The 12,198-nt window shown below is 47.8% G+C and carries 12 protein-coding genes; all 12 read left to right on the top strand.

The features are described 5' to 3' along the window. Positions 1-38: 38 nt before the first annotated feature. The 12 genes from hisD to D0S45_18785 all read left to right on the top strand — a co-directional run bounded on the left by hisD (position 39) and on the right by D0S45_18785 (position 12,003). On the top strand, positions 39-1,346 hold the full coding sequence (hisD, locus tag D0S45_18840; protein TIH12160.1) for a histidinol dehydrogenase: 1,308 nt from the start codon (positions 39-41) through the stop codon (positions 1,344-1,346). A gap of 151 nt (positions 1,347-1,497) precedes the next feature. Next, positions 1,498-2,397, top strand: coding sequence for a phosphoribosylaminoimidazolesuccinocarboxamide synthase (locus tag D0S45_18835; protein ID TIH12159.1), 900 nt, complete (start codon positions 1,498-1,500; stop codon positions 2,395-2,397). A gap of 39 nt (positions 2,398-2,436) precedes the next feature. Next, entirely contained in the window at positions 2,437-3,201 is a 765-nt protein-coding gene (locus D0S45_18830; GenBank protein ID TIH12158.1) for an enoyl-ACP reductase, read from the top strand. 172 nt (positions 3,202-3,373) lie between these two features. Beyond that, the gene (locus tag D0S45_18825) at positions 3,374-3,685 is read left to right on the top strand and encodes a 30S ribosomal protein S6 (GenBank protein ID TIH12157.1); all 312 of its coding nucleotides are present in this window, start codon (positions 3,374-3,376) and stop codon (positions 3,683-3,685) included. Positions 3,686-3,687: 2 nt separating this feature from the next. Continuing rightward, positions 3,688-3,948, top strand: coding sequence for a 30S ribosomal protein S18 (gene rpsR / locus D0S45_18820; protein ID TIH12156.1), 261 nt, complete (start codon positions 3,688-3,690; stop codon positions 3,946-3,948). Positions 3,949-3,957: 9 nt separating this feature from the next. Beyond that, entirely contained in the window at positions 3,958-4,500 is a 543-nt protein-coding gene (locus tag D0S45_18815; protein TIH12155.1) for a 50S ribosomal protein L9, read from the top strand. After that, entirely contained in the window at positions 4,475-5,902 is a 1,428-nt protein-coding gene (dnaB, locus tag D0S45_18810; protein TIH12154.1) for a replicative DNA helicase, read from the top strand. Before D0S45_18815 ends, dnaB begins: the two co-directional genes overlap by 26 nt. 53 nt (positions 5,903-5,955) lie before the next feature. Next, on the top strand, positions 5,956-7,251 hold the full coding sequence (locus tag D0S45_18805) for a phenylacetate--CoA ligase (protein ID TIH12153.1): 1,296 nt from the start codon (positions 5,956-5,958) through the stop codon (positions 7,249-7,251). A gap of 3 nt (positions 7,252-7,254) precedes the next feature. After that, on the top strand, positions 7,255-7,758 hold the full coding sequence (locus D0S45_18800; GenBank protein ID TIH12152.1) for a DUF456 domain-containing protein: 504 nt from the start codon (positions 7,255-7,257) through the stop codon (positions 7,756-7,758). A gap of 295 nt (positions 7,759-8,053) precedes the next feature. After that, on the top strand, positions 8,054-9,505 hold the full coding sequence (thrC, locus tag D0S45_18795; protein ID TIH12151.1) for a threonine synthase: 1,452 nt from the start codon (positions 8,054-8,056) through the stop codon (positions 9,503-9,505). Continuing rightward, complete coding sequence (locus tag D0S45_18790; protein TIH12150.1) at positions 9,506-10,249, top strand: TlyA family RNA methyltransferase; 744 nt, start codon at positions 9,506-9,508, stop codon at positions 10,247-10,249. 461 nt (positions 10,250-10,710) lie between these two features. Next, the gene (locus D0S45_18785; protein ID TIH12149.1) at positions 10,711-12,003 is read left to right on the top strand and encodes a transporter; all 1,293 of its coding nucleotides are present in this window, start codon (positions 10,711-10,713) and stop codon (positions 12,001-12,003) included. The last annotated feature ends 195 nt before the right edge of the window (positions 12,004-12,198 follow it).

The raw sequence follows: 12,198 nt of genomic DNA, 5'->3' as shown, positions 1-12,198 counted from the left end.
AGTATCATACTCACCAATCACATCTTAAGGACACTTCTATGCCTTGCAGAGATATCACCTATTCTGGACAGCAGGACTGGCCGGAAATCAAGAAATGGCTCCAACTAAGAGTCAACCCCGACAGTAAAGTAGACTCCATTGTCAAAGACATCCTCTCCAAAGTAAAAACCGAAGGCGATAAGGCCCTCGTAGATTACACCAAACAATTCGACTGCCCGGACTTCACCCAGTCCATGCTCAAGGTCAGCAGGGATCAACGCAGTCTTGCTTATGCGGAAATTGAATCTCAGGACCTTGAAATTATCGAAGAGGCCATCCGCAACATCAGAAATTTTCATCGCAAACAGGTTGAAGAATCATGGTGGACTACCGGAGAAGACGGAACCATCCTCGGCCAGCTGGTACGCCCTGTTGACCGTGTCGGCCTGTACGTCCCCGGAGGTCAGGGCGGAGAAACCCCGCTCATCTCCAGCATGATAATGAACGCCGTGCCTGCACAGGTTGCCGGGGTCAAGGAAATTGCAGTAATCTCCCCTCCCCGTAAGGACGGAACTCTGAACCCATATATTCTTGCCACTGCGCAGGAGCTGGGTATTACCGAAATTTACGCATCCGGATCAGCATGGGCCATCGGTGGTCTTGCCTACGGAACCGACACCATCGCTCCCTGTGATGTTATCGCAGGCCCCGGTAACATATTTGTTGCCACTGCCAAAGGCCAGTTGGTAGGTGAAGTCGGCATCGACATGATTGCCGGCCCCAGTGAAGTTGCAATCCTCGCAGACGGAGATTCCGATCCGGCATGGATTGCAGCGGACCTACTCTCTCAGGCCGAACATGACCCGCTTGCTTCTTCCATCCTCGTGACTTGGGATGATGAGCTTGGCGTAAAGGTCAAGTATGAACTCAAGAAACAGGCTGACCTTCTTCCCCGTGGTGAGATCGCCCTTAAATCTCTTGAAGACTGGGGCGCAATAGTCAAAGTCCCCGATCTTCAAACAGGGATTGATTTTGTTAACAAAATGGCTCCGGAACATTTGGAACTTGCTTTTGAAGAACCATGGGGAGCCATCGGCCAAATCAAACATGCTGGTGCCATTTTCATGGGCCACTTCACTCCCGAACCTGTTGGAGACTACTTCGCAGGCCCCAACCACGTTCTACCCACTGTAGGAACAGCAAGATTTTCATCTGCCCTCTCAGTGGAGACATTTACTAAAAAGACAAGTCTGATCTATACTGATCAGAATTACATCAACCGCCACGGCGGAAAAATTGCAAGACTGGCTCGCCTCGAAGGTCTTGAGGCGCATGCCCGTTCTGTTGAGACAAGATTAAAAAGTTGATGCGCTGCGCGCTTTAGGTCTATTTGATTTTGCCTCCGGCGACTTAAACCCTTTTTGAAAAAAGGGTTTAAGAATCCCAAGAACTTTCATTTGGGCTTCGCCGCGTTGTATGCCCAACAATCATTTTAACTAATTATAAGAGGATACGCGGATGTCCAAACATGTTGTTGAAACTGATATCAAAGAACTGAAACTTCTCTCACGCGGTAAAGTCCGCGATATTTATGAAGTGGATGAGAACAAGCTTCTGCTGGTTACCACCGATAGAATATCTGCTTATGACGTCATCATGCCCAATCCCATTGACGATAAGGGTAAAATCCTGAACCAGATCACCCTCTTCTGGATGGACATGTTTAAAGACATCGTTCCCAACCATTTGATCGCCTCTAAAGTGGATGACTATCCTGAAGTTCTCCACAAATACCGCAATCAGTTGGAAGGACGTTCCGTACTGGTCAAAAAAGCCAAGCCCCTGCCCATCGAGTGCATTGTGCGCGGCTACATCACCGGTTCCGGCTGGAAGGATTACCAGAACACCGGCGAAGTCTGCGGCCACAAACTACCAGAAGGACTCAAAGAATCCGAAATGCTGGAGCAGCCGCTCTTCACCCCCTCCACCAAGGCGGAGCTGGGCGAACACGATGAAAACATTTCCGTAGAAAAAGCCACCGAAATGCTTGGCAAAGAACTTTTTGATAAAGTTCAGGAAGCCACCCTTTCAATTTACAAGCGTGGTCGTGACTATGCTCGTGAAAAAGGAATCATCATTGCCGATACCAAATTTGAATTCGGAATCTATGATGGCGAACTGATCATCATTGATGAAGTACTGACCCCGGATTCCTCTCGTTTCTGGCCTGTTGAAGGCTACGAAGCAGGAAAATCCCAGCCCAGCTTTGACAAACAGTTCCTGCGTGACTGGCTGACTGAAATCAAATTCAACAAGCAGCCCCCGGCTCCCGAAGTACCCGAAGAAATCGCAACCAAAACCCGCGATAAGTACATGGAAGCGTTCACCCTCTTGACTGAATCAGAACTTGACGCTTAAATACATTTAAAAATTAAGTTGCAAAATAAGGAGATATCAATGCTTCTGAAAGGTAAAAAAGCACTGATTTTCGGTGTTGCTAACAAAAAAAGCATTGCTTATGGCATCGCCAAGCAGTTTAAAGAACAGGGAGCCGAACTGGCTTTCAGCTATGTAAACGACGCCATCAAGAAACGCGTTGAACCCATCAGCGAAGAACTGGGCGGTGCGTTCACTTTCCAGTGTGACGTGCAGAGCGATGAAAGCGTCGCTGCTTCCGTTGCAGAAGTAAAAGAACAGTGGGGAGATATTGATATACTCATCCACTCCGTTGCTTTCGCTAACCGTGATGACCTCAAGAAAAGATACATCGAAACCTCCCGCGACGGCTTCCACCTCGCTATGGACGTTTCTGCTTATTCACTGGTCAGCCTCTGTAATGCATATGAAGGTATCATCAAGCCCGGCGGTTCCGTTATGGCTATGACTTACCTCGGCTCAAACAGGGTAATCACCAACTACAATGTAATGGGTGTAGCCAAAGCTACCCTTGAAGCCAGCGTACGTTACCTTGCCGTAGATCTCGGCGAGAAGAATGTCCGTATCAATGCCATCAGCGCAGGCCCCATCAAGACCCTGGCTGCTTCCGGCATCTCAAGCTTTAAGGACATCTTCAGACACATCGAAGAAAGAGCACCGCTCAAACGCAACGTAACCACTGATGATGTCGGTAGAACTGCTGTCTACTTCGCATCCGACCTTTCCGCTGGTGTTACCGGAGAAACCCACTTCGTTGATTGCGGTTACAATATTCTGGGAATTTAAATTCCAGACAGATCTTAAGTACAAAAGCCGGGAGTAAATTTACTTCCGGCTTTCCTTTTTTTAAGATATACAGGTTTCTGGCTTGACAGAAGTCAGTGAAGGGAATAGTGATCCTTTTTTGCCTTGCCCTTATTTATAGGAAAGGGCCATAGACCATAAGGAGGTTTTATAAATGCTCAGAAAGTATGAAGCACTGTTGCTTTTGAGCCCTGAACTTGCGAGCGACAATCGCAAGGAACTCGTTGAAGGACTCATCGCAATCATCGACCGCGAAGGCGGCAAAATGGATGAGATCGACGATTGGGGTTCCCGCCAGTTGGCTTACCCTGTCCAGAACCAGACTCGTGGATACTATGTCCGCCTCGTATTCGAAGCACCCGGCCCGCTGGTTGCAGAACTCGAGCGCAACATTCGTATCACCGATGGAATCTTCAAGTTCGTAACTGTTAAACTTGATGAAACCGCAAAGGCAGAGGAGGCTTAATCATGGCGTTCAAAAGAAAATTCACACCCAAAAGAAAGTTCTGCCGCTTCTGCGCGGATAAGAACCTTCCTCTCGATTATAAACGTCCTGACATTCTCAAGGACTTCGTAACCGAACGCGGCAAAATTATTGCTCGCAGAATCACCGGTACATGCGCTAAGCATCAGCGTCGTCTGACCACTGAAATCAAACGTTCAAGACAGATGGCACTCATGCACTACACTACTGTGCATAGCACCGATGTTAAGAAAAAGAGTATCTAGGGGGACTACATGAAACTTATTTTACGTGCCGATGTAGACGCTCTGGGTAGTCTTGGAGATATCGTATCCGTTAAAGCCGGTTATGGCCGCAACTACCTGATTCCTCAGGGTCTGGCCATGCCTGCTTCCGAAGCTAACCTCAAGCAGTTCGACCTTGAGAAAAGAAAGCTTCAGGAAATGGCTGATAATCTCCGCACTCAGGCAGAAGGTCTCAGAGACAGACTGGCTGAAGTTGAAGTTAACATTGAAGTTCGTGTCGGTGAAGGCGAAAAACTGTACGGTTCCGTAACCGCAGTTAACATCGCTGACGCTCTCGCAGAAATGGATTTCGAAATCGACCGCAGAAAAATCCTGCTGTCCGATCCTATCCGTTCCCTCGGTGAGTACGACATCGAAATTAAACTCCACCCCGAAGTTCGCGGTGAAGTTAAACTGGTTGTTGCCAAAGTTGGCGGACCGGTTGAAGAAGAGCCCGCAGAAGAGGTTGAAGCACCCGCTGAAACCGAAGCACCCGTAGCGGAAGCAGATGCAGAAGCAGAAGCAGAAGCGTAAATCAGGCTCAGACTACAATTCGGGCGGAGCGTCTAACGACGCTTCGTCCGATCTTTTGCGTAAAGTCCCGCCTCACAACCTCGAAGCAGAACAGGCCGTTCTCGGTGGTGTCTTTTTAAGTAACACCATATTCAACGACCTCGTTGATATCGTCAAATCCGACGCATTCTATTCCCCTGCCCATCAGGAAATTTTCCGGGCCTTTGAAGATCTCTATGGTCGAAATGCGCCCATTGATCTGATCACTGTCAGTGAATATCTTACTGCTAAAGGTACAATTGATTCAGTAGGCGGCCCTGTGTATTTAGCAGAACTTGCCAACTCTGTTGTCAGTTCCGCAAATGCCCTGCACCATGCTGAAATTGTCGCTGAAAAAGGCATCCAGCGCAGCCTTATCGATACAGCTGCCAATATCATTAATGAAAGCTTTGAAGCTCAGGATGTCAAAGAACTTCTGGATCATTCCGAGCAAGCCATCTTTGATATCACTGACTCTAAAAAGACTACCACTATTAAAGGTAGTAAAGCTCTCATTCAGGAAGTATTTCAAGATCTTGAGAATAGAGTTGCGCAAAAATCGCTTGTTACCGGCATAACCACCACTTATCACAAATTTGATGAGATGACTGCGGGGCTGCAAAACTCCGATTTGATCATCATCGCCGGTCGTCCCAGTATGGGTAAAACAGCTTTTGCCCTGAACGTAGCCATGCGCGCCGCACTTCATTCCGGGGTCACTACTGCTGTATTTTCCCTTGAAATGGCAATGGGACAGCTTATGACCCGTATGCTCGCCTGTCACGGAAAGGTTGACCTTTCCCGTCTTAGAACAGGACAGCTGGATGACGAAGACTGGACCAAGCTCTATGACGCTGCTCAAGACTTGACAGAAGCACCCATTTTTATTGATGATACTCCCGCGATTTCCACCATGGAACTACGCGCAAGATGCAGGCGTTTGAAATCCCAGCACAACCTCGGGCTGGTAATGGTAGATTACCTGCAACTTATGCGCTCAAGTGCGCGTGTCGACTCTCGTGAACAGGAAATTTCTGATATTTCACGAACACTTAAAGCACTGGCCAAAGAACTGAACATCCCAGTTATTGCCCTGTCGCAGCTTAACCGTAAAGTTGAAGAACGTACCGACAAACGACCAATGATGTCCGACCTGCGTGAGTCCGGTGCGATCGAGCAGGATGCAGATATTATTCTCTTCCTTTACCGTGAAGATTTCTACAACAAAAAAGAAGACAAACCTATCACCAATACTGCGGAAGTTATTATCGGTAAGCAGCGTAACGGCCCTACTGGTATTGTTGAATTGGCCTTTTTCGGCCCGTATACATCCTTTGAAAACCTCGCTGCTGAGCCATATCCGTCAGAATATGACGATGAATAATCGGATAATATTTATGACGTGATGCACTGAAAACATTTACACGGAGAAAATTAATGTATTTTCATGAAGCCGAAACCCTTGAAAGGGGCAAACTGGAAGAACTTCAAGTTCAAAGACTGAAAAAAACCATCGAGCTGGCTGCAAATTCTCCGTATTATAGTGAAGTTTTCAAAAAGAACAGCATTGATCCATCCATCATCAAAACAGCTGATGATGTAACCAAGCTTCCCTTCACCACCAAAGATGACCTGCGCTCTCAGTATCCCTACGGATTGCTGACCCAGTCGCTGGATAATTTTGTACGTCTGCACGCTTCTTCCGGTACTACCGGAACGCCCACCGCAGTCCTCTACACCCAAAAAGACCTTGATACATGGGCCGACCTCATGGCCCGTTCCATGTACGCAGTCGGTGTACGCAAAAGCGATGTACTCCAGAATATGTCCGGTTACGGCCTGTTCACCGGGGGACTCGGTATTCATTACGGTTCCGAACGTCTCGGCTGTTTGACCGTACCTGCTGGTGCCGGTAACACCAAGCGTCAGATCAAACTTATCCGCGATTTTAACGTCACCGCCTTGCACATCATTCCATCTTTCGCCCTCTACTTTGCAGCCAAAGTCCGCGAAGAAGGCTACGATCCAGCCGAAATGCCTTGGAAGGTAGCCCTCATCGGAGCTGAGCCGCATACCGAACACACCCGCCGCAAAATCGAAGAGCTGATGCACATCAAAGCCTACAACTCTTACGGCCTGTCTGAAATGAACGGTCCGGGGGTAGCCTTTGAATGTACTGAGCAGGCTGGCATGCATGTCTGGGAAGATTCCTATATCGCCGAAATTATCAACCCCGAAACCGGGGAACACGTTGCTGAAGGCGAAGTCGGCGAACTGGTCATGACTACCCTGACCCGTGAAGGAATGCCCATTATCCGCTACCGTACCCGCGACCTGACCCGTTTCATTCCCGGTCAGTGTAAATGCGGCCGTACCTCACGGCGCATCGACCGCATCATGGGCCGCGCTGATGACATGCTCATCCTCAAAGGCGTGAACATCTATCCCATGCAAATCGAAAAAATCATTATGGGCATCCCCGAAGTGGGCCAGAATTACCTCATTGAGTTGATCAAAGAAGGTCTCATGGATCAGATCAGGGTCAAGGTGGAAATCAAGGAAGAACATTTTATCGAAGATATGCGGGCATTGCAGGGTATCCAGAAAAAGATCGCCGGAATGCTCCGCGATGAAATCCTCATCACCCCAAGAGTTGAACTGGTGCAACATAACTCCATTCCCAAAACGGAAGGCAAGGCTGTGCGCGTTGTGGATCTCAGGGACGAGGAATAAATAATGATTACTGCATTGGCAGTTCTAGTCATTCTGCTTATGCTGTGCTCGCTGGCACTGCATATTTTCGGGCTTCCGGCTAACTGGCTTATTTTGGCTCTTGTTGCCGGGTGGAAATTCTATCAGCCCGAAACAATGACTTGGAACTTCATCATAATTCTAGGTATTATCGCTCTTGTGGGTGAAATTCTTGAATTCGTGGCCCAATATTTTGGGGGCAAGAAATACGGCGCAACCGGACGCGGCAATATTGGCGCATTCATAGGAGCCATCGGTGGAGCGATCCTCGGAGCACCATTCTTTTTCGGTCTCGGTGCCCTGCCCGGTGCGCTACTCGGTTCTTTCGGCGGTTGCCTTGTCCTCGAGCTAACCCACGGCAGAAGCTTTGTCGAAGCCAAACATTCCGCATATGGTGCGTTCTGGGGCAAAGCCTTCGGCATGGCGCTCAAGATCAGCCTCGGCGTCTGGATGTTCGCCATGAGTATACCTAAAATTTGGCCCGGTTAATTGTGCCATATAGCCCTCCGGCGGCCCCTCGGGGACGCCTTCAGCGGGACCAGAAGGGCTAAGCCCCTCTGGACTCCCTAGCGGGCTTTCGCTCTTATGATCGATATGCTTGCCCAAAAAATAAAATCTCCCCATAAATTTAACATGGGGCCTGAATTTCTTTGATAAAAGATACTTAATCGTCTCCAGCGGCAAAGCCTTACTAAAAAGTTTGGGATTCTTAGACCCTTTTCAAAGGGGTTAAGGCACCCGGCAGGGCCGCCGGAGGCAAAATATTTCCATCGGAGGATAAACCATGAGTCTTGCTAATAAATTTCCTGAATATCGCGGTAAAATGGAATATCATTGTCTGGGTTGCAACGCCCGCTATGACATTAACGAACTGCACTACACCTGCCCTGAATGCGGTTCTGTTTTCATCCTCGAAGACCTGACTTTCGACGAACTAAAAAAAACCAGCGGCAAAGAGTGGCGCGAAATCTTTGATGCTCGCTGCTCCACTAAAAACGACAGCCTGCACGGCATCTTCCGCTTCTACGAACTTTTCGCCCCGGTAATGGACGAAGATGAGATCCTTTACCTCGGGGAAGGCAACACCCCTATTGTTGCATCAAGCGATGCTCTCAATGCTGTAACAGGCATCAAAACCGCATACAAAAATGACGGGCAGAACCCCAGTGCATCTTTTAAAGATCGCGGCATGGCCTGTGCTTTCAGCTACATAAACACACTGATGAACAAAAACAGCTGGGATGAAATCCTGACTGTCTGCGCTTCAACCGGAGACACATCAGCAGCGGCAGCTCTTTATGCCTCGTACATGAAAGAAGGCGTTAAATCTGTTGTTATCCTTCCGCAAGGCAAAGTTACCCCGCAACAGCTTGCTCAGCCTTTGGGCAGTGGAGCCAAGGTTCTGGAAGTTCCCGGTGTATTTGATGACTGCATGAAGGTTGTTGAGAATCTTGCAGACAACTACCGCGTAGCCCTGCTCAACTCTAAAAACTCTTGGAGAATTCTGGGACAGGAATCATATGCCTTTGAAGTTGCCCAGTGGTATGATTGGGATCTCAAAGATAAATGCATTTTCGTTCCCATTGGAAACGCAGGTAACATCACTGCCATCATGGCCGGTTTCCTCAAACTCTACGAGCTGGAAATTATCACCGAACTGCCTCGCGTATTCGGTGTTCAATCCGCCCATGCTGACCCGGTCTACCGCTACTACTCCGTTAAAGAAGAAAGCGAGCGCGAATACAAGCCTGTTAAAGTTCAAGCCTCTGTTGCGCAAGCCGCAATGATTGGTAACCCGGTTTCCTTCCCGCGCGTAAAACATTTCGCTGAAAAATTTGAAGCTATTGGCGGCAAAAAATCATTTCAAGTAATTCAGGTCAGCGAACAGATGATCATGGATTCCATGTTGCTGGCCAACTCCCACGGACACATTGCCTGTACTCAGGGCGGCGAATGTTTTGCCGGACTGATCCGGGCCAAAGAACTGGGACTGATCAACGAGCAAGAAAGTGCTGTGCTGGACTCCACCGCGCACCAGCTCAAATTCGTTGGCTTTCAAGACATGTACTACCAGAACGACTTCCCTGCTGAATATGAAGTGACCCCGGACGTATCCCGCTCCAACAAGCCTGAGCTTGTTATCGAAAGTACTGAAAAAGAAAAAATGTCTGAAGCTGACTACATTTCTAAAGCAGCGGATAACGTTGTTTCCATGCTCGGTCTGGAGAAAAAATAAGTGGCAAAGAAGGAACGCGCAGACCAGATGCTGTTCTCCCAAGGCCACTCAGAAACTCAAGAACAGGCTAAGCGCATGATTATGGCCGGACAGGCCCACTACCTTAAGGACGGACAAAAAATTCCGGTCACTAAACCTGGAATGCAGTTGGATCAGGACCTTGAAATCGTAGTCAAAGGCCGCGACCGCTTTGTCAGCCGTGGCGGTTACAAGCTACTAACCGCTATTGAAGAACTCGGCCTTGACCCCAAAGGTAAAGTGGCTCTTGATGCAGGCGCTTCCACCGGGGGGTTTACCGACTGCATGCTTCAATTCGGAGCTCTTCGTGTGTATGCCGCGGATGTGGGCTACGGACAACTGCATTGGAAATTGCAACAGGATGAACGGGTTACCAACCTTGAGCGCATAAACCTGCGCCATGCAGAGGAAGACCTGATCCCGGAAAAAATTGATCTTGCCGTCTGCGATGTCTCCTTCATTTCCTTAACAAAAATACTTCCAGCCCTTGTGCGGTTCCTCAAGGAAAAAGGCGAAATCGTCTGCCTGATCAAACCACAATTCGAAGTTGCCCCTGGACAAACCGACAAAGGGGTTGTCCACGATGAATCACTAAGGCAGCAGACAGTGGATAGGATTGTTAATTTCGCATCTACTGAACTGGGCCTTCATTTGAAAGGACTTGTTCCTTCCAGTATTAAAGGGCCCAAAGGAAATCAGGAATATCTTGCGTATTTTATTCGCTAACAACTCCTTACCATAGAAGATAAAAAGGCAGTCACACTCATGTGGCTGCCTTTTTTATGTTAATCAATCTGCGTTCTTGCAGCACTCCATAACTCATCACACCAAACCAAAAATGCAATATTGTTTTCGTTTGAAATAGCGATTACAAACTACACTACTAGCCGAAACTCATCCGTTAACACTGTTACACCAACATACTCTAAAAAAACAACATTGCAACAACGCCTTTTTGCATCACCGAAAGCATACGAAATACCACCACAACAAATAAACATACGCACATGTATGCTAAATAAAACTAACTATAACCTTTGTTATTTTTACAACAATTTACAATTGCGTCAATTTTACTTTACTTAATTTAACATTCAAGCTAGTCAGTATATGCATTTTCTTGAGGGGATGGCTTTATCTAGTCAAAGTCATTAAGTATTTTCAGCATTTTTTTTGAAGGAGTGTATATGAGGACCAAGTTTACAGCATGTTTCAGCGTGCTAATCGTTTTAATGGGATTGGCAATAGTCCCCGGATTCAGCAGTAAAGCTGAAGCAGCAGGTTTTGCTATCTACGAGTGGGGAGCTCGTGGTAACGCACTTGGTGGAGCCATGATAGCAAAGGCTGACGATCCATCTGCCATTGCATGGAACCCTGCCGGTATAACTCAGTTGGACGGGACCCATATTCAAGCCGGTGTAGCCATGATCTCTCCCATGATGGATCTGACCACCACCTACAATGGCGTTTCCACAAAAAACAGTGGTACCAATAACGTTTTCTTCCCGCCGAATGCATACATCACACACCAGATTAATGATAACCTCTGGCTGGGTGTCGGTACATTTACCCGCTTTGGACTTGGAACCGAGTTCGACGAAAAGTGGTCCGGCAGATATGCATCCTACAATACAGCAATTGAAAGTTACTCTTTCAACCCAAACCTCGCATATAAATTTAACGAGTACGTATCTATTGCGGGTGGTCTTGAATTTATGAAGGTCCGCGCCGACCTCAGAAAGAAGCTTGATGCTTCTACCCTAAAGGACCCTACAACATACACTTTTGATGTAGACCAGCGCATCCTCGTTAACGGCTTCACCCCCGGCGTAAACGCTGCTATCCACATTACACCCAATGACCAATGGTCCATCGGTCTTTCCTGGCGCAGTAAAATGAGCCATAGAGCTTCCGGGTCTGCAAGCTACGTTGTTTCTCCCGGAGCCGCAGCCCTAGCGCCCGGATCCTTCACGGATTCAGACGTCAAAATGACCATGAAGACCCCACATATGTTTTTCGGCGGAATTGAATATAAACCGTTAAAAAATCTTAACTTTGAATTCGACGCCATCTGGTCTATGTGGAGTGACTACAGCCACTTGACTTACGAATTCGAAAAAATAACCGCCATCGGACAGACATCAGTAGAAGTTCCTAAAAAATGGAATGACGTTTGGAGATTCCAGTTCGGTGTTGAATATCTGCCCATTGAAGACCTTGCTCTCAGAGTTGGTTACTTCTATGACCAGAGCCCCATCCCCGATGGCTACATTGACTACATGCTGCCTACCAGTGACCGCCAGAACCTTTCTTTCGGTATTGGCTGGAAGTATGAAAGCTTCAAAATCGATGCTGCCTACAACTACCTCTGGATGAAAGACCGCACCATCGACGCAAGACCGGCTGAAGGTATCCTCGATACTGAAATCAGCAACTCCCGCACCCACATTGTAAGTTTGGATATGGGATTTGAATTCTAAATCCAAAGCGCAAAACAAATCAAAAGGCCCGTTCCATCTGGAACGGGCCTTTTTCTTATGCGGCACAATGTCAAGCACCCCGTCAAATCTATCTTCAAGTCTTTTTAGGCCGTAGTCGTCCCTCACCTAATGGTGTAACTATTGATATTCCTTTTCTTATTCGTGCTCTGAGGCACCAAGTACCGATTCGGTATC

This window comes from Marinifilum sp. JC120 (assembly GCA_004923195.1).
Taxonomy (GTDB): Bacteria; Desulfobacterota; Desulfovibrionia; order Desulfovibrionales; family Desulfovibrionaceae; genus Maridesulfovibrio.
Note: the sequence above shows the minus strand (reverse complement) of the source record. Positions and strands in the feature narration are given on the sequence as shown.

What these genes read in the sequence shown, in the direction of transcription:
- hisD (TIH12160.1), top strand. Translation starts at nt 39, where the DNA reads ATGCCTTGCAGAGATATCACCTATTCTGGACAGCAGGACTGGCCGGAA.
- D0S45_18835 (TIH12159.1), top strand. Translation starts at nt 1,498, where the DNA reads ATGTCCAAACATGTTGTTGAAACTGATATCAAAGAACTGAAACTTCTC.
- D0S45_18830 (TIH12158.1), top strand. Translation starts at nt 2,437, where the DNA reads ATGCTTCTGAAAGGTAAAAAAGCACTGATTTTCGGTGTTGCTAACAAA.
- D0S45_18825 (TIH12157.1), top strand. Translation starts at nt 3,374, where the DNA reads ATGCTCAGAAAGTATGAAGCACTGTTGCTTTTGAGCCCTGAACTTGCG.
- rpsR (TIH12156.1), top strand. Translation starts at nt 3,688, where the DNA reads ATGGCGTTCAAAAGAAAATTCACACCCAAAAGAAAGTTCTGCCGCTTC.
- D0S45_18815 (TIH12155.1), top strand. Translation starts at nt 3,958, where the DNA reads ATGAAACTTATTTTACGTGCCGATGTAGACGCTCTGGGTAGTCTTGGA.
- dnaB (TIH12154.1), top strand. Translation starts at nt 4,475, where the DNA reads ATGCAGAAGCAGAAGCAGAAGCGTAAATCAGGCTCAGACTACAATTCG.
- D0S45_18805 (TIH12153.1), top strand. Translation starts at nt 5,956, where the DNA reads ATGTATTTTCATGAAGCCGAAACCCTTGAAAGGGGCAAACTGGAAGAA.
- D0S45_18800 (TIH12152.1), top strand. Translation starts at nt 7,255, where the DNA reads ATGATTACTGCATTGGCAGTTCTAGTCATTCTGCTTATGCTGTGCTCG.
- thrC (TIH12151.1), top strand. Translation starts at nt 8,054, where the DNA reads ATGAGTCTTGCTAATAAATTTCCTGAATATCGCGGTAAAATGGAATAT.
- D0S45_18785 (TIH12149.1), top strand. Translation starts at nt 10,711, where the DNA reads ATGAGGACCAAGTTTACAGCATGTTTCAGCGTGCTAATCGTTTTAATG.